The 17,175-nt window shown below is 64.3% G+C and carries 16 protein-coding genes and 1 tRNA gene; 12 read left to right on the top strand and 5 right to left on the bottom strand.

Annotated elements, in window-relative coordinates; all coding sequences use genetic code 11:
• Window positions 1-12 precede the first annotated feature (12 nt).
• On the bottom strand, window positions 13-603 hold the full coding sequence (locus BLQ39_RS12525; protein WP_092324415.1) for a helix-turn-helix domain-containing protein: 591 nt from the start codon (window positions 601-603) through the stop codon (window positions 13-15).
• 252 nt (window positions 604-855) lie between these two features.
• Here BLQ39_RS12525 and BLQ39_RS12520 point away from each other — a divergent pair, with 252 nt between their 5' ends.
• From BLQ39_RS12520 to BLQ39_RS12500, 5 genes are all read left to right on the top strand, one after another.
• Entirely contained in the window at window positions 856-2,310 is a 1,455-nt protein-coding gene (locus BLQ39_RS12520; protein ID WP_218121505.1) for an APC family permease, read from the top strand.
• A gap of 8 nt (window positions 2,311-2,318) precedes the next feature.
• A complete protein-coding gene (locus tag BLQ39_RS12515; RefSeq protein WP_198417078.1) occupies window positions 2,319-2,762 on the top strand; it encodes a GlcG/HbpS family heme-binding protein in 444 nt (147 codons plus the stop codon).
• A 229-nt stretch (window positions 2,763-2,991) separates the two neighbouring features.
• The gene (locus BLQ39_RS12510) at window positions 2,992-3,837 is read left to right on the top strand and encodes a carbon-nitrogen hydrolase family protein (RefSeq protein WP_092324411.1); all 846 of its coding nucleotides are present in this window, start codon (window positions 2,992-2,994) and stop codon (window positions 3,835-3,837) included.
• Entirely contained in the window at window positions 3,834-5,309 is a 1,476-nt protein-coding gene (locus BLQ39_RS12505) for an APC family permease (RefSeq protein WP_092324409.1), read from the top strand. The genes BLQ39_RS12510 and BLQ39_RS12505 overlap by 4 nt, the downstream gene beginning before the upstream one ends.
• 46 nt (window positions 5,310-5,355) lie before the next feature.
• Window positions 5,356-6,078 carry a FadR/GntR family transcriptional regulator gene (locus BLQ39_RS12500; RefSeq protein WP_092324407.1) on the top strand — a complete coding sequence of 241 codons (723 nt, stop codon included), beginning with the start codon at window positions 5,356-5,358 and terminating at the stop codon, window positions 6,076-6,078.
• Window positions 6,079-6,162: 84 nt separating this feature from the next.
• Here BLQ39_RS12500 and BLQ39_RS12495 read toward each other — a convergent pair whose 3' ends face one another.
• A complete protein-coding gene (locus BLQ39_RS12495) occupies window positions 6,163-7,062 on the bottom strand; it encodes a proline iminopeptidase-family hydrolase (RefSeq protein WP_092324406.1) in 900 nt (299 codons plus the stop codon).
• A 253-nt stretch (window positions 7,063-7,315) separates the two neighbouring features.
• Between BLQ39_RS12495 and BLQ39_RS15885 the strand changes: the two genes are divergently transcribed.
• Window positions 7,316-7,459, top strand: coding sequence for a hypothetical protein (locus tag BLQ39_RS15885; RefSeq protein WP_166784382.1), 144 nt, complete (start codon window positions 7,316-7,318; stop codon window positions 7,457-7,459).
• 335 nt (window positions 7,460-7,794) lie between these two features.
• Window positions 7,795-8,604 carry a GIY-YIG nuclease family protein gene (locus BLQ39_RS15640; RefSeq protein WP_134574771.1) on the top strand — a complete coding sequence of 270 codons (810 nt, stop codon included), beginning with the start codon at window positions 7,795-7,797 and terminating at the stop codon, window positions 8,602-8,604.
• Here BLQ39_RS15640 and BLQ39_RS12485 read toward each other — a convergent pair.
• The gene (locus BLQ39_RS12485; protein WP_092324402.1) at window positions 8,601-9,263 is read right to left on the bottom strand and encodes a hypothetical protein; all 663 of its coding nucleotides are present in this window, start codon (window positions 9,261-9,263) and stop codon (window positions 8,601-8,603) included. The genes BLQ39_RS15640 and BLQ39_RS12485 overlap by 4 nt on opposite strands.
• A gap of 744 nt (window positions 9,264-10,007) precedes the next feature.
• Here BLQ39_RS12485 and BLQ39_RS12475 point away from each other — a divergent pair.
• From BLQ39_RS12475 to BLQ39_RS12455, 5 genes are all read left to right on the top strand, one after another.
• The gene (locus BLQ39_RS12475) at window positions 10,008-11,909 is read left to right on the top strand and encodes an ABC transporter ATP-binding protein (RefSeq protein ID WP_092324401.1); all 1,902 of its coding nucleotides are present in this window, start codon (window positions 10,008-10,010) and stop codon (window positions 11,907-11,909) included.
• Between the two features lie 238 nt (window positions 11,910-12,147).
• Window positions 12,148-13,872, top strand: coding sequence for a formate--tetrahydrofolate ligase (locus tag BLQ39_RS12470; protein WP_198417077.1), 1,725 nt, complete (start codon window positions 12,148-12,150; stop codon window positions 13,870-13,872).
• A gap of 484 nt (window positions 13,873-14,356) precedes the next feature.
• Window positions 14,357-14,677 carry a hypothetical protein gene (locus BLQ39_RS12465; RefSeq protein ID WP_135109276.1) on the top strand — a complete coding sequence of 107 codons (321 nt, stop codon included), beginning with the start codon at window positions 14,357-14,359 and terminating at the stop codon, window positions 14,675-14,677.
• A 110-nt stretch (window positions 14,678-14,787) separates the two neighbouring features.
• Complete coding sequence (locus BLQ39_RS12460; protein WP_135109274.1) at window positions 14,788-15,477, top strand: hypothetical protein; 690 nt, start codon at window positions 14,788-14,790, stop codon at window positions 15,475-15,477.
• A gap of 104 nt (window positions 15,478-15,581) precedes the next feature.
• Window positions 15,582-15,658: transfer RNA gene (locus tag BLQ39_RS12455), tRNA-Pro, on the top strand.
• Between the two features lie 312 nt (window positions 15,659-15,970).
• Here BLQ39_RS12455 and BLQ39_RS15880 read toward each other — a convergent pair.
• Entirely contained in the window at window positions 15,971-16,471 is a 501-nt protein-coding gene (locus tag BLQ39_RS15880; RefSeq protein ID WP_167738525.1) for a hypothetical protein, read from the bottom strand.
• 94 nt (window positions 16,472-16,565) lie between these two features.
• Complete coding sequence (locus tag BLQ39_RS12445; RefSeq protein ID WP_092324393.1) at window positions 16,566-17,135, bottom strand: RNA polymerase sigma factor; 570 nt, start codon at window positions 17,133-17,135, stop codon at window positions 16,566-16,568.
• Between the last annotated feature and the right edge of the window lie 40 nt (window positions 17,136-17,175).

Genomic DNA, 17,175 nt, shown 5'->3' with positions numbered 1-17,175 from the left:
GTCGCTGGAGGCTTAAGGGGCTCCGAGGGTTGGTGGGCTGATGATCCACATGACCTCTGCCGGTTCCGCGCTGGTGTTGCGGACCGAGTGGAGCGTCGACGTGCGGTACTCGGCGCTGTCGCCACGGTTCAGTTGGTACTCAGCGCCAGCCAGTTCCAATGTCACGCTGCCGGAAATGACAACAAGCATTTCCTGAACATCGCCGTGAGTGTACGCATCGCCCGAGTTTCCGCCGGGAAGGAAGTCAGCGACATACACCTCCAGATTGCGCAGTGGCTTCTGAGACAACAGGTACTTCGAGGTCAGGTTGCTGGTGTGAATCTCCGGACGGTGTTCGCGCCGCAATACTTTGGGTCTCGTGACGTCATCGTCCGTGAAGAGGTCAGGCAGAGTGATTCCCAGTCCATCCGCCAGCTTGCGAAGGGTCCCTACGCTGGCGTTGGCCTGGCCTCGCTCAAGTTGGCTCAGGAAGCCCGGTGAGGTATGAGCGAGCAGGGCAAGCGCGCGCAAGCTGATGCGGCGAGCGAGTCGAAACTCGCGGATACGCGCACCCAGCGATTCCTCCGGCGTCACCTCGCCCGCGTCTGCTAGGCCATCGATCATGCGAACATCCGATCGGCTCAAAGAAACAATGTGTTACTTCCTAGCGAACGAAATGTTCGTTGGACTGAATTTAGGCGCGCCGATGGTCGGGTGTCAAGGAACTTTTCGTTTCCTTGAGTGGAGGTCGCGGATCCCGCGTCCAGATCCCGGGTGAGAGACTCTGCCGGACCCTTGGCCAACGATTTGACACGTTCCATCTGCGGCATGTACCGTCAGCCCGTTCTCATCAACTTGATCGACGAAGGAGTCGCTTTGGCAGAAACGCATGCTTTGCGCAGGAACGCGCTAGGCCTGGGCGGGGCGGTCATCATGTCCGCTGCGCTCATGGGACCCGCGGTGTCCGTGTACTTCAATCCGCAGGTGGTGGCGGCCAACGCCGGGGCTGCGACGCCGCTCGTGTTCGTCCTGGCGCTTGTGGTCATGCTCGTCCTGGCGAGCAGCATCATGGAGATGGCACGTACTTTTCCTGGTGCTGGATCCTTCTACACCTACGTATCGCGCGGGATCGGCGCCCGCAGCGGTTTCGTCACGGGTGGCCTCATGTTCATTGCCTATGGCCTGCTCGTGCCCGCGGAACTCGCGCTGATCGGCACCTATGCCGAGGGCATCCTGGCCGGCTACGGCGTGCACATCTCCTGGATGGTCATCTCCGCTGCCTTCCTCGTGCTCATGGTTTTCTTGTCGTTTCGCGGCATCACCGGTTCCCTGAAGACCGCAGCGATCCTCTTCGTCGTTGAAGTTGCGGTGATCGTGCTCCTCAGCGCAATTGTGCTGGCCCAGGGCGGCGCGAACGGCCTGACGCTGGAGCCGTTGTCCCCTGCTTCGTCGCCAAACGGTCTTTCCGGATTGGCACTCGGCATGGTGTTCGGCATCCTGTCCTTCGTGGGTTTCGAGGCCGCCACCACCCTCGGCGAGGAAGTGCGCAATCCGCACCGGAACATCCCGCGCGGCATGTTCCTGTCGCTGCTGCTCGTCGGGGCGATCTACCTGTTCACGACCTACAGCGAGATGATCGGCTTCGGTACCGATGGCGTCGGCAAGCTCGTCAAGGACGCCGCACCGTTCAACACCCTCGCGGCAACGTACGCACCGTGGCTGGAGCTGCTGATCGGCCTGGCCGGCGTCTCGAGTATTTTCGCCGTAACCATGAACGCCAACAATGGCGTCGTTCGCATTCTCTTCGCGATGGGCAGAGAGGGCATGCTGCCGCCCGTGCTCGGACGCATCCATCCCGTCCACCGCACACCGGCGAACGCGATCTGGTTGCAGGCGGCCGTCGCTGTCGTGTTCACCTTTGGTGTCGGGCTCCTGGCCGGGCCGTTCAATGCCTATATCTACCTCGGATCGATCCTGACCCTCGCGATTATTCCCGTCTACATCCTCACCAACATTGCGTGCATGCGTCATTTCAGTGGCCCCGGCCGGGCCGAACGGACCCTCTGGCGGCACGTCGTGCTCCCCGTCCTCGGCATCCTGCTCCTCGGGATACCGATCTACGGGCAGGTCTACCCGGTGCCGCCGGCTCCGCTGAACACGTTCCCCTACATCGTGTTGACACTCATCGCCGTCATGGCAGGCATCGCATTCGTCCTCGGTCGAAAGCGTCCTGAACTGCTCAAGCGGGCAGGCGCAGTCCTCGCCACCGGAGGCGTAGACGACGCAGTGCCGGAAGAGGACTCGGCACCGGTAGGCTCCGGAGCCCGATGAGTCGGTCGTTGACACTCGGCACCGCCGAAAGGATGGTGGCCGTCGCCCGGGAGCGCGCCGAGGAACTGGGCGTGCTCGTGAGCATCGCCGTCGTCGATCGAGGTGGCCACCTGGTTGCCTTCGCACGCATGAACGGCGCGGAGATCGCCGGTCCGACGCTGGCAGTCGACAAGGCATTCACGTCCGTGGCGCATAGCGCGCCCACCGCTGAGCTGGCCCTCCTGGCGGCCCCCGGTGGGCCGCTCTTCGGCCTGCAGGCGAATGGTGGCGGGCGCTACGTCATTTTCCCGGGCGGCGTCCCTTTCCGGGAGAAGGACCTGATCGTCGGCGGGATCGGCGTCAGCGGCGCAACTGCGCCAGAGGATGCTTCCTGCGCTGAGGCAGCCGCGGAATGGTTCCGCGTGATGACCGGGGATTCCCGACAGGCTCGGCCACCGGAAGCCGACCGGTAATACAGAAGGGCCCCCGATTTCTCGGGGGCCCTTCTTGTTCACCTGGCGAAACGCTGGATGCGGTAGACCGAGGGGACCGCGGGGACCGCGGGGACCGCGTCGCACGTGACGCACCTGTCGCCCGTCAACTCACGGACTGCGCAAGACAGCGTGGCACTCGGCGTGGTTCCGCGGTGCCACTTATACTGCTCAAATTGATCAATTCATCGCCTAGTGAATCGGACGACATGTGAAGATCCAGATTGCAGTGCTGCAGACGGCCGGCGTGCCCGGCGACGTCGAGAAGAATCTCGCCGAGTTGAGGGCGACGGCGCGCGCGGCGGTAGCGGATGGCGCCGACCTGCTCATCACCCCGGAGCTGTTCCTCACGGGCTACAATATCGGCCCGCTCGTCCACGAACTGGGGCGCACCGATCTGACGGCCGCCGCTGCGGAGGTCGCTCGCGAGGAGCGGATCGCCCTCATCGTCGGCCTGCCGCTGTTCGAAGACGGGCACCACTACAACGTCGCCGTGTTCATCGACGAAACCGGCGAGGTCAAGAACACCTATCGAAAGACCCACCTGTTCGGCGAACTCGACCACACCTATTTCACCGCGGGAAACGATCTCGTCTCGATGGTGGAGTTCCGCGGAGTGCGCATCGCGACTCTCATTTGTTACGACGTCGAGTTCCCTGAACCCGTGCGCGCCGCCGCCGCCGCCGGCGCCCACCTGATCGCGGTACCAACGGCGCAGATGGCACCATTCGAGTTCATCGCCGAGCAGGTCGTGCGCGCTCGCGCCTGGGAGAACCAGGTCTACGTCGCCTACGCCAACCATGACGGGCACGAGCTCACCCTCTCCTATGTGGGACGTAGCCGCATCGTCGATCCGTTCGCGCAGGTGCTCGACTCGGTTGAGCACGGCACACGCACGCTCACCGCGACGATCGACACCGAGGTCGTGGATGAAGCGCGACGCGCCAACCCCTACCTCGACGACCGTCGTTCAGACCTCTACGAGACGCCCCAAGTTTCCCCAGCACCGGCATCCGCCGTCGATCGTGACTCCACCCAACAGATAAGGACAGCATGACTACTCACGTTCCCACCAAGGCCCGAGCGACTCCGACGGGCCAACTCTCCGGCAGGTTGGGTACCGGCGGAATCGTCTTCATGGTGATAGCCGCCGCGGCACCGCTCACCGTGCTCGCCGGCAACGTGCCTCTCGCGGTCGGCATCGGCCCTGGCGTCGGCGCTCCCGTGGGGTTCCTGATCGCCTCCCTCGTCCTGCTCCTCTTCGCCGTCGGATTCGTCACGATGACTCCCCACGTGAAGGAAGCCGGGGCGTTCTTCGCCTATGTGACTCTCGGCCTCGGCAAACGGGCCGGGATGGGGATCGCCCTCGTGGCGCTCGTTGCCTACACGGCCATTCAGGTCGGCGTCTACGGCTTCCTCGGCTGGGCGGCGAACGACCTCGTGACCTTCTACGGAGGACCAGAGCTGCCGTGGTGGCTGTACGCGCTTGTCACAATCGCGATCGTCGCGGCGCTCGGCTATCGGCACATCGAACTGAGCGCGACGGTGCTCGGAATCGCACTCGTGCTCGAGATCGCGGTCGTCGTCGTGATGGACGCCGCGATCTTCATCAGCGGAGGAGCGGAGGGCATCTCCCTGACCTCGTTCACCCCCGAGGCTGTGTTCTCCGGGCCGCTCGGTGTCGCCGTGCTGTTCGCTCTCACCGGGTTCATCGGGTTCGAGGCGACCGCGGTCTTCCGTGACGAAGCTCGTGACCCGGAGCGCACCATTCCCCGAGCCACCTACCTCGCGGTGCTCATCATCGGCATCTTCTACACAATCTCCGCTTGGGCAATGATCCTGGCCGACGGGCCGAGCAACGCGGTCGACGTAGCAAAGCGCACGCTCGCCGGCGAAGGCAACATGCTGCTCGACACGGCCCAGCTGTACATCGGCGGGACCCTGCGCGACATCATGCAGGTGCTGCTCATCACGAGCCTGTTCGCCTGCGTGCTGTCGTTCCACAACGTCATCGCGCGCTACCAGTTCGTGCTCGCCCGGAAGAGCCTCCTGCCGGCGGGCCTCGGGCGGGTGCACCCCAAGCAGCACTCTCCGGCGGTCTCGTCGATCACGCAGTCGATCACGGCTCTCGTGCTCGTCACGGTGTTCGCCATCGTCGGACTTGACCCCCTCGTCGGCGTCTTCGGTTCGATGGCAGGCGTCGCGACGGTCGGCATGGTCATCCTCATGCTGACCACCTCGATCGCGGTCGTCGTGTTCTTCGCGCGCCACCGCGACCTGGCTCCTGGCCGGCTGTGGACGACGCGCATCATTCCGGTGGTCGCTGTTCTTGCGCTCACAGTCAGCATGTGGCTCGTCCTCTCGAACTTCACCCTCGTGACGGGCTCCAGCGTGGCGGTCAGCGTGATCCTCGGGCTCATCCCTGTCGCGGCGCTGGTTGCCGGCGCCATCATCGGCCAGCGACGGGGAAGGAACGACGCCGAAGTCGATTCGGAGGCCACCTCGACCATCGCTACCAAGGGGATCTGAGCCTTGATACGCTGAGGGCGTGAGCGCAGCCAAAGGAGTACCTTCTATGCTGCCTCCCGCCCTCAGCGCCGGTGCCGTCGGGTCGATCCGGCGAACGAGCGCCGTCGACACGGTCCGTGCCCGCATCTCGCTCGCCGCGGACCTCGGCCTCCTCTCTCCGGGTGAGCGCCTTCCCACCGCCGCCGACATGGCGGCGGGACTCGAGGTGAGCGAGATCACGGTGCGCCGGGCCCTCACCGAGCTGCAGCGCGCGGGAGTCGTCGAGCGCAGTCGAGGGCGGGGCGGGGGAACCTACCTCGCGAAGAACCCGCCGCGAGACGCGGTGCCGCAAACCGCCGCCTACCGCGCCGACGCCGATCGGGTGCGGCAGCTCATTGACGAGAGGCGCGTGCTCGAGGCCGGTTTCGCGCACCTTGCGTGCGAGCACCGCACCGAGGCCGACCTCGCCGCGATGGATGCCGCCATCGGCGAGATGGCGGCGACGGAGTCCTGGGCCAGCTTTCGCCGCGGCGACGAGGCCTTCCACCTTCGCGTGGCGTCCGCAGCCGGCTTGTCGAACGTACTTCCGCTTTATCGGCGCACACTCGCGGACCTCCACTCCTACTTCCTGCCTTATCCGATCGCCTACCTGCACGAGAGCAACGAGGATCACCGGGTCATGCGCGATGCGATCGCCGCCCGAGACAGGGTCGCGGCCGCGGATGCCGTGATGATGCACGTGGCCGACCTGCATCACAGCATGTACATCGGGCTTAACAGACCCGAGTAGTGGGGCCTGCGCCCACTGGCTCGAACACTGTCATCGGCGCTGCTCGCCGGGGGCGAGCTCATCGGTGTCTCTCTGTTTGAGTCGCTACGACAAATCGTGGCGCGCGAGGAACTCGGCAATAATCGGGATGGTCAACTCGGGCTTTTCGAGATGTGGAGTGTGGCTTGTGCCCGGAATCTTTCGGTACTCGACATCGGGGATGAGTTCACGACTGGCGCGCACCACTTCATCAGTTGCCTCATCGAATTCACCATGCAGGACCAAGGTCGGCACCGAGATTCTGAACAGCTGGTCATCCATGTCCCACGAACTGAGCGAACCGGTCACATTGAACTCACTGGCACCGATCATCGTGCCGTACACCGTCGGAAACTGCACGGCCAGATCGTAGGTTCTCTGCATGCCCTCTGGCCAGGGATCGAGCCGGCAAAGGTGCCGACGGTAGAAGGCCAGCGTGGCTTCAGCGTATTCCGGAGTGTCGGTGGCTCCCGCTGCCTCACATGCGTCAAGAACCTGTCGGATGTCGTCTGGTAGGCCATCGCGCAGCTTGCCGAGCTCGGCCGCCCAGGTGGACATCGACGAAGGCGAATCGGCAAGGATGAGCGACGCGAGTTCTTTGGGACGCCGCACGGCGTACTCGATTCCGAGCATCCCGCCCCACGATTGGCCGAGGAAGTGCATTCCTGCGTCAAGATTCAGGTGCTTGATCACTTCATCGAGCTCGGCAAGGAAGAGAGTTGGCGTCCAGAATCCAGTGTCGCCCCCATACTCGGGGAGGTGAGTCGAGTTGCCATTGCCCAGCTGGTCATAGAAAACCACCTGACGGCCGCTTGAGGCGAGCGCCTGGAGGGGAAGCAGATAGTCGTGCGTCATCCCCGGCCCACCGTGGGCAACAAGCAAAGGAAGCCGGCCAGCGACGCTCTCTCCAAAAGAGGCGAACCAGGTCTTGTACCCGGCCCACTCGACGAAACCCTGACGAATCATAAACTCACTCCGCGCGAAGCCGGGATGAAGTCCCCGTTTGCTGCCGTCCCGGAAATTTTTTCCAGCGTCTGCTCTACGTGGCGTCCCATTAGAGCAGCGCACCTTGCGCCATCGCGTGCGGAGAGAGCAAAGCGCATTTCTTCATACTAACGAGCGAGTTGCCCGGGTAACGACGACGGACGAGGAAACAATCCTCTATGACGGGGCAGCTGGGAAGCTCGCTGCCACGCACGCGGGTTCAGGCAACTTCGCGGTGATCGAGGAGACCGGGGAGGACTTCAACTTCGGTCTGCTCATCAACGAGATCGGCGACCATTCGGGCACGGTCCCGCTCAGCGCCTGCCCTTCGGTGATCGTGGTCAACGCCGACGGCGAGTGGACGCTCAAGGCCGAATAGCGACCCAGCGTTGACAAGAAATCGCTCGTGAGTATCCTCAAGAGCAATTTCTTGCTCATCTATCTGTCGGCTGTTTACGAAACCCAGCACGGCGACGTCTCGTGCTCAACGCTCAGCGGATCCCCGACCGTACTTGCGAGTTTCTAAGATTGCCCGGATGAAGCAGCGACACTGGCACGGGTCTCTGGCCGATCTGAGCGGGTTATGAAAGCAGGATCGAAACCCGACAGGCCGCGTCGGCGCCAGCAGCATTCCGACGCAGCGCCTCTACAGACAGGCCAGTCCCCAGCGGCGCGATAGTCTCGCCATCCAACGAATAAGTAGGGAAGAGCCGCGTGGAGTTCATCATCAATGGGGAGAAGCGCGATCTGACACGAGCCGACGTCAGTGAACGGCTGCGGGGGCATGAACCGGATCGCGTATTCGAGTACTCGGTCGTTATCGACGGACGTGAGTGGCCAGTCAAACAAGCATTCGGCATCGCGGCAGGCCTGCCGCACGCTGCCTTCACTTCCCAAACGGCGCGACGCCAACTGCGGAAGCTCGGATTCCCGGTCGATATGGATCAACCGCCCGTTCCTGCAGCGCCGTCACCGTCGACGCGTAGCTCACGAGGTTTCGACCCCACTCGGCTGACTGAAATCGACACAGTCTCCGCAACAACGAGCTTCACTTGGTTACACGCTGGCGGCATCACGCTTGACAGCGACGGCTGGCCGTCCTTTCCACCGCTCCCACGCGCGCCTGGACTTTACCGGTTCTCGTTCCGAGCCCTCGAGCCCGGTGGCAGGGGCACCGTCTACGTCGGTGAGTCCGTCGACCTCGCTCGGCGCGGTAGCAACTACCGCAACGCTAAGACGGATCGTTCCAGCCAACGGACCAGCCGACGCATCCACAAGGAATTGGTCCGGCACCTACGGATAGGGGGCGAAGTTGCTTTTTCGATTGCGACTGACGTCGTTCTCGGGGTCGACGGTGATCCGGTCGACTTGCGATGGAAATCGGCGAGGCGACTCGCGGAGAATGCGGCTGTGCTGCTGGCCCAGCTTGATGGCGAGCATGAGGTGTTGAATATCGATGCTGATCTTGGCGCTGCGGAACCCGTGGGCGACGAGGAACAACCGACCAGGATCATCGCAGGCTAGTAGACAACGCAGCCCAGCAGTCCCCTTCTTGATTTTGGGCCGGCGCTCCAAGGAGCGTAGTCGTCGATCCTGCTTTCTGGTCCCCCAGTTTCCGAGGGCTCGACGAGTTCCAGATTAACGCGTGGGTCGTTGAGTTCCTCGATCGCGTGTATGAGAGCGGGGCCATCACCGTAGTCGGGATCAACCTGCAGGATGACGCGGTTGGCTTGGGGCAAATAGCCACCGCCGATTCCTGTCGCTCCCGCCCATTCGAGCTGATTTCCCAGGAGATAGTCGGCAAGTTCGTTCAGTTCCCGCTCCGAGTACTGAACGTGCACGAAGTCGGTGGTGAGAAAGGTTCCGGAGTCTGCGATGATTTCCCGCACCTGATCGAGGGCCGCCTCGGACGTCATCTGAATCGTCAGTATCTCGTTTTCGAAGTCCCAGATATAGCTGCCATTGGAGTCTAGGAGAGGAGAAAGGAGCGCATACAGCCGATCACGCTCCTCCGAGAAGGAAGCATCACCGGTGACGTCCAACGGCAAAGAGGACGGGGTCACCTTATTCGAATCCGGTGCCGGATCGCCAGCCTCGGACCCATAAGCGGACGCCACGGCTCCAGCCGTCAAGAACGCAGCAACCAATGCAGCGACGGCAAACCGTCTGACCCTGATCGTCATATCGCGAACCGTACACCCGATCAAACTCAATGGTCTTCGATTGATCGGCCTAGGCGGAGAGCGACGCGCTAGTCGGCGCGAGGCCGAGGCCGCGGTCACGAACGGACGCGGAAGCCGCAGAAAACAGAAATCGCTCCTGAGAATCCTCAGGAGCGATTTCTTTTTGTTTCGACCGGACCGTTTCGTGAAGAGTTTCGCGACCGGCCCATCTGTGGGCTCTTTGCTAAACATAGGAGGGCGCGATCCGGGACGATGATGGAATGGCTTTTTCCTCCGCGGCCCATCAGATTTTCCTCCACTTTCCCGCGGCCCCGAGGTGCGTGTGTTGTCAGCCCTTCACCCACACGCGCCCCAGGGCCGCGCTATGAATCGAATCCGATACCCAACGCATCCATCGATTGCAACCAGAGATCACGCTTACCTTGCTGGCGGTCTGCCTTCGCCATAGGGCGCCTTGTCAGATTGACGCCGACTGACCGCATCCACCGACCACGACGACAACCGTCTTGGCTTCTACCTCGGAGCCGGCGCACGGTTATGGAATGACCGCGGACCCGACGCGGTCCATGACGCTGACCGGCGCACCGCGCGTCACCTCGGCAGCCGCGTCGCAAATACCGCCCACACGTTCGTTGCCGGCCGAGCCGTTTCCTCAAACACCCTCGGCTCGCCGCCGCTGGGGAGAACCCCGAGCTCGGGCAAGTCGCCATCTAAGCTGGTCGTTTGCCCACGGAAGGAACCTTAATGAGCATGGAAGGCGCGGCCTGGAGCTCGCTGTACAAGATCTCTACCGCCAGGGACGGTAAGCACGGCTTCTCCCGTGAGTCCGTTCGGCGGATCATGACGTTCGCGATGCCCTACCGGTCCAAGCTGCTGATCTTCATCACCCTCTCCACCGTGGGAGCTTTCCTCGCGGTCGCGACGCCGGTACTCGCCGGCCAGGTGGTCGACGTCATCGTCGCCCGGGGCGAGGTCACCACAATCGTTTGGCTCGCCGTCGTCATCGCCCTCGTGGCCGTGGCCGACGCCGCCGTGTCACTCGTGACGCGCTGGTACTCGGCGCGGATCGGCGAAGGCGTGATCCTGGACCTCCGCACCGCCGTCTTCAACCACGTGCAGAAAATGCCGATCGCGTTCTTCACCCGCACGCGGACGGGCGCCCTCGTGAGCCGCCTCAACAACGATGTGATCGGCGCTCAGCAGGCCTTTAGCGGCACGCTGTCCGGCGTGGTCACGAACCTCGTGGCGCTGATCCTCACCCTGATCGTCATGCTCAGCACGTCCTGGCTAGTGACGGTTCTCGCCGTGATCATGCTCCCCATCTTCCTGGTACCCGCGCGCCGCATGGGCAGCCGCCTCGCCGCGCTGCGCCGCGAGGCCGCCGATCACAATTCCGCCATGAGCACGCAGATGACCGAGCGCTTCTCGGCGCCCGGCGCCACCCTCGTCAAGCTGTTCGGCCGGCCCGACGAGGAGGCCGAGGAGTTCCGCGTCCGCGCCGCCCGCGTCCGCGACATCGGGGTCCGGACCGCGATGCTGCAGTTCGTCTTCTTCACCGCACTGATGCTCGTCTCCGCTCTCGCCCTCGCGCTCGTGTATGGGCTCGGCGGCTCCCTCGCACTCGCCGGCCAGCTGAATACCGGTGACGTGGTCACCCTGGCGCTCCTCCTCACCCGCCTCTACGCGCCGCTCACCAGCCTCGCAAACGCACGGGTGGAGATCATGAGCGCGGTGGTCAGCTTCGAGCGCGTCTTCGAGGTGCTGGACCTCGAACCGCTCATCAAGGAGAAGCCCGACGCCGTCGCCGTCCCCGAAGGCCAGGTGGCCGTCGAGTTCGACGACGTCCGCTTCGCCTACCCGTCCGCGGACAAAGTCTCCCTCGCCTCTCTCGAGGAAGTTTCCACGCTAGACACCCGCGGCGGCGAGGAGGTGCTGCACGGCGTGTCCTTCAGGATCGAGCCGGGGCAGACCGTTGCCCTCGTTGGTACGTCCGGTGCCGGCAAGTCCACAATTGCGCAGCTCCTCTCGCGCCTGTATGACGTCGACAGCGGCGCCGTGCGCCTCGCGGGGACGGATGTCCGCGATGTCACTTTCGTCTCCATGCGGCACACCCTGGGCATGGTGACGCAGGACGGCCACCTGTTCCACGAGACCATCCTCTCCAATCTGCGCCTCGCGAGGCCGGAGGCGTCCGACGACGAGGTGTGGGACGCCGTCCGCCGCGCGCGGCTCGAGCCGCTCATCCGGTCCCTGCCAGACCAGCTGAACACCATGGTGGGAGAGCGTGGCTACCGGCTGTCCGGGGGCGAGCGCCAGCGGATGACCATCGCGAGGCTCCTGCTCGCCCAGCCGCGCGTCGTCATCCTCGACGAGGCGACGGCGGCGCTGGACTCGACGTCTGAGGCCGCCGTGCAGGCTGCGCTCAGCGAGGCACTCGAGGGACGGACGGCGATGGTGATCGCACACCGCCTCTCCACCATCCGCAGCGCGGACCTGATCCTCGTGGTTGAGGACGGCTCGATCGTGGAGCGCGGTACGCACGAGGAACTGCTGGCTGCGGGTGGGCGGTACGAGGAATTGCACCGGACCCAGTTCGCCGTGCAGAAGAATGTTGCGGCCGATGAGGAAGCGCTGAGCCGGACCTAGTCGCTGAGCTCGGTGCCCCCGCCCCGAGCGTCTCGGAAAGTCGTCTCATCACGTTTCGTTTAATGGGGACTGATGACGACTTGATTGACTCTGACCAGCTCCAACGAGTCAACTGGACCCGGGGCAGTACCGCAACGCCCCATTCGAACTGCTCCACGCCACGCCGGCACGCGCCCGTGGCCTGACAGTACGCTTGGGTCACCAGGCCCCAGGGGCGCTGAGGCGCTGAGGAGGCACCATGTTCAAGCCATCTCGATCAATTACCACGGCCATGCCGTCGGATCTCGCTATCTCGCGCGCTGCGGCCCGTCGCCCGCTTGAAGAGGTTGCAGCCGACATGGGCATCGGTCCACACCTGCTGGAACCGTACGGAAGTGCGGCGTCGAAGATCTCCCTCGATGCGATCGATGAGTTCCGTGACCGTCCACGGGCCAAGTATGTCGTCGTCACCGCAATCACGCCGACTCCACTCGGGTCGGGCAAGACGACCACTGCGGTCGGGCTCGGTCAGGGCTTCCGGCACATCGACAAGCTCGGGATCGTCGCGATACGGCAGCCGTCGATGGGGCCGACGTTCGGCATCAAGGGCGGAGCCGCTGGTGGCGGCTACGCTCAGGTGGTCCCGATGGAGGCACTGAACCTGCACCTGACCGGCGACACGCACGCCGTTACCGCGGCCCACAATCTATTGTCGGCGATGATCGGCAACCACATCCACAAGGGAAACCGTCTCGGGTTCGACCCCCATGAGATCACCTGGCGACGTGTCCTCGACGTCAACGATCGCGAACTGCGCACCATCATCACCGGGCTCGGCGGTCCTGACGACGGCAATCCGTTCCAATCCGGTTTCGACATCTCCGCAGCCAGCGAGGTGATGGCGTTGTTGTCGCTGTGCACGTCGTTGCGGGATCTCCGTGAACGGATGGGAAGAATCGTCGTCGGCTACAACCGCGGCGGCGAACCGGTGACCGCCGAGATGCTCAAGGCGGCCGGCGCCATGACCGCGATACTCAAGGACGCCATCAAGCCGAACCTGATGCAGACCGTGGAGCAGACGCCAGTGCTCGTCCACAGCGGTCCGTTCGGGAACATCGCCACCGGTAACTCCTCGGTCGTCGCCGATCTGATCGGCATCCATGCCGGCGACTACCTCATCACCGAGGCGGGGTTCGGTGCAGACATCGGCGCGGAAAAGTTCTTCAATATCAAGTGCCGTGCCTCCGGGCTGGCGCCGGATGTCGCCGTCATCGTCGCGACCGTGCGTGACCTGAAAACTCACTCGAACAAGTACCGGGTCGTCGCCGGCCGACCGCTGCCACCGGAGATGCTCGCCGAGAATCCCGACGACGTCATCGCCGGGGCAGCGAACCTGCGCCGGCAGATCGCCAACATCCGACGGCACGGAGTGACGCCGGTCATTGCGGTGAACGCATTTCCCACCGACTACGACAGTGAGCATCAGGCGATCATGGACGTCGCGGCAGAGGAAGGTGTGCGCGCGGCGATCAGCTACCACTTCACCGAAGGCGGCAGGGGTGCGGTCGAGCTGGCCGAGGCTGTTGCGGAAGCCTGCGCTGAACCGTCGAGCTTCCACCGGCTCTATCCCGACGAACTTCCCTTGGTCGACAAGATCGATGTGATCGCGCGCGAGATGTACGGCGCCGACGGCTTGGACCTCTCGCCTCTGGCAGCTCGGCAACTCGACAAGTACGAGCGGGCAGGCTTCGGCAGCCTGCCGGTGTGCATCGCCAAGACACACCTGTCCCTATCGGCCGACCCCAAAATCAAAGGAGCACCCACCGGGTGGCGACTGCCGGTGCGTGAGGTGCGTGCGTCGATCGGGGCGGGGTTCATCTATCCCATCTGCGGCGACATGCGCACCATGCCTGGTCTCTCGTCCGCACCGGCAGCCGAACGCATCGACATCGACGACAACGGCGAGATCGTCGGGTTGTCCTGATCGGCGGACCCGGCCGGGCTGCCGGTGACTACCTCGATCGTCCCCAGCGTGAGCTGCTCATGCGCCCTACCCCAATCTGACGCGCCCGAAACCGTGCGGACCCGGCCAAATCGCGGCGGCACCTCGAGAATCGTTCCCGCGAACACACCCAACAACATCAGAAACCAGAAATCGCTCCTGAGAATCCTCAGGAGCGATTTCTTTTTGTTTCGACCGGACCGTTTCGTGAAGAGTTTCGCGAACGGCCCTTTGGTTTGGTGGGCTCTTTGCGAAAGCCAGCAGGGCGCGGATCGCAGACTTCTTGCGGAAGCCCTTTCCGCTGCACACGGTGCGATTTTCCTCCACTGCCCTTGCGCCTGGATCGTCTCCGCCGCGGTGATCGCCCTATAGATGATGATTTCGGGCTTGAACGCTGCCACGCACACCGAGGCGACGCTGCCGCTTTTGCACCGTCTATGTCGGGGCCATAGGCGATCATGTATGTATGCCTGACAATCTCGATGCTGGAACAGACGCGGCGGATCACCATGAAGTCACTTTGTGGCGCGACGATCTCATCCTCGTCGTCCCAGGACTGCCGGAAAACCTGACCAGGCCAGATGACGATCCTTTCGTCTACCCAAGCTCGATTGTCGAGTTCGTCAAACTGATGCGAGCGCTCGACCTCCCGATTGAGGTAGCGACGCCAAGGAACGAACAGACCCTCGTCGCTCACTTCGCCGCCGAAGTCTGGCTTCCTTTCTTGAACATCGGTATCGCCGTACTGAGCGGAGCGGCGGGCACATCTGGTGGCTCGTCGACCTGATCCTCGTTCTCGCAGGCGCCCAGCGGGACAAGCAGGGCCGGAAGCTCGCCGGGTACGACACCAACAAGAAGATCGCCTGGATCATCACGGCCGTCGGGATCGTGCTGTCCATGATCATCTCGGGTGTCACCAACGCGGCGAGCCCGAGCGACAGCCCGGCGGCCGTCGCCCCCCTGGAGAACGAGGATGCCCCGGCCCCCGCCGAGGAGGAACCCGCTGAAGAGGCGCCCGCGGAGGCAGCAACGGTCCAGTCCTGGGCGGACGACAGCTTCGGCACCTTCGCCCCGGTCACTCAGACGGGAACCGGCGACAACCTCGTCACCATCCCGGCCGGTGCAACGGCCGGAATCGTGACCGCCACGCACGACGGCGGCAGCAACTTCGCGATCTCGGTGCTCGACGCGTCGAATGCCTCCACCGGCCAGCTGCTGGTGAACACCATCGGCAGGTACACGGGGACGAGCGCCTTCGGCTTCAACTCCCTGGGAGACGGCACGACTCTTGAGATCTCGGCAGACGGAAAGTGGAGCGTGACCATCGCTCCGGTCTCCGCGGCACCAACGCTCCTCGCCTCGGGTGCCGGAGACCGAGTGTTCCTCTATGAAGGGCCCGCCGGGAAGCTCGCAGCCACACATGCGGGTTCCAGCAACTTCGCGGTGACCGAGCAGACTGGGGAGGACTTCAGCTTCGGTTTGCTCATCAACGAGATCGGCGCCTATTCGGGCACGGTCCCGCTCAGCTCCGGACCCTCGGTGATCGTGGTCAACGCCGACGGCCAGTGGACGCTGAAGGCCGAATAACGACTGGGCACCCCAGAAGAGGTCTGCGGCACCCCCATGATGGCGGTAAGCTAGTCCAGTTGTCTCCCGCGTGTTTCTTCGTGAAACTGCAGTCGCTGGGACGGCGGGCTGTAGCGCAGCTTGGTAGCGCACCTGACTGGGGGTCAGGGGGTCGCAGGTTCAAATCCTGTCAGCCCGACCAAACAGAACAGAAACAGAAACAAGAAGAAATCGCTCCTGAGAATTCTCAGGAGCGATTTCTGTTTTCTGCGGCTTCCGCGTCCGTTCGTGACCTCGAATTGTTGCTGCGTGATGGTTGGGGCATACCCCGGGCCACGGCGACTCACGTTCGGTGTCCAGCACGGGATGCGAACTTCTCGCAAGTCAGACAAGCCTCACTTGCCGACGAGGATATGGGGAACGCCACCGCGGTCGCACAGACCGCCGTGGCCTTCCCCGCCCAGATGGGACGATTCCACGCACTGTTCCCGTCAGCCGCTCTCGCGGGCGTGGATCAGCCAGGGAACGCTGCGTCATAGACCGCGCGGAGTTCGGCGCTGTCGGCCCCGGTGACGCCGCAACCGGTGATCGTTCCATTGACCGCGCCGACGAGGTAGCTCTGGCCGACCTCGAAGGGCACGCCCGAGAAGTCGGAGGTTATCGCGTCGACCTGCGTCACCTCCACACGGTCGGCAACGTCACCGGCGAAGCGCTCCGTGACCTCCAGCAGAACGGTGTCGCCCTGGATCTGCAGCACCGTCGCGGCGAACGCCTGCTCCTGCGCCGCGACGGTCGCCGGCTCGAGCACGAGGCAGCTGCCGCTCGCGAGGCCTCCGTCCATGGGAGGCTGCAGCGCCTCGACGGTGGGTTCCGGGCCGCGGAGGACGAGGGGCGCGACGATTGCGGCGGCGATGGCGAGGCCGGCGGCGACGCCGACCACCGGCATCCACCGCCGGAAGGCGGGTCGCGGCGCCTCGGGCGTGGCGGTCGTGGTGGGTGAGGATTGGTCGGTCATGATCTGCTCCATTCTGTGGTCGAGCCACGTCGGTGAGGCAGGGGGCAGCGCGCGGGCCGGATCGGCGGCGCGAAGCTGATCGCGCAGCGCACGGTCATCGTCGTGCATCTTCGCTCCCTTCGTCGTAAGGTACATGTCCGGTCGGGTTCCCGGATTTCAGTAGCTCCTGCTTGAGGCGCGCCTTCGCGCGGTGCAGCCGGATGGCCGCTGCGTTCTCGCTGATGCCGAGCACGACGGCAATCTGCGGGCTCGTCAACTCGTCCCACGCCCACAGCCGCAGGATCTCGGCATCGTCTCGACGCAGGCCGGCGAGGGCTGCGGTCACGCGGGCCGCATCGGCGGTGCCTTCATCGACGGTGGATGCTGCGGGGTTCTCGTCCGCAGCGGCCGGCGGCGGGTCGATGGCGATGATGCGGCCGATGAGACGGGTGCGGCGACGCTCGGCGCGTCGGGCGTTGCTGAGGCACTGTCGAGCGACGACGATCGCCCAGGGGAGGGCGTCGTCGGGCACCTCGTCGAGGCGGCGCCAGCACACCAGCAGGGTGTCGCCGATCACGTCGTCGGCCGTCGCGGCGTCGGTGCGGCGATACAGGTAGCGGCGCACGGGGTCGACGACGAGCGCGACGAGGTTGCGCATGCGCTTCTCGCGCTCGGTGTCGGTCACAACTCTCATACTGAGGCATGTCCGGCAAGGGCGCGGGGAT

It is taken from the genome of Cryobacterium psychrotolerans (assembly GCF_900101115.1).
Classification (GTDB): domain Bacteria; phylum Actinomycetota; class Actinomycetes; order Actinomycetales; family Microbacteriaceae; genus Cryobacterium; species Cryobacterium psychrotolerans.
Note: the sequence above shows the minus strand (reverse complement) of the source record. Positions and strands in the feature narration are given on the sequence as shown.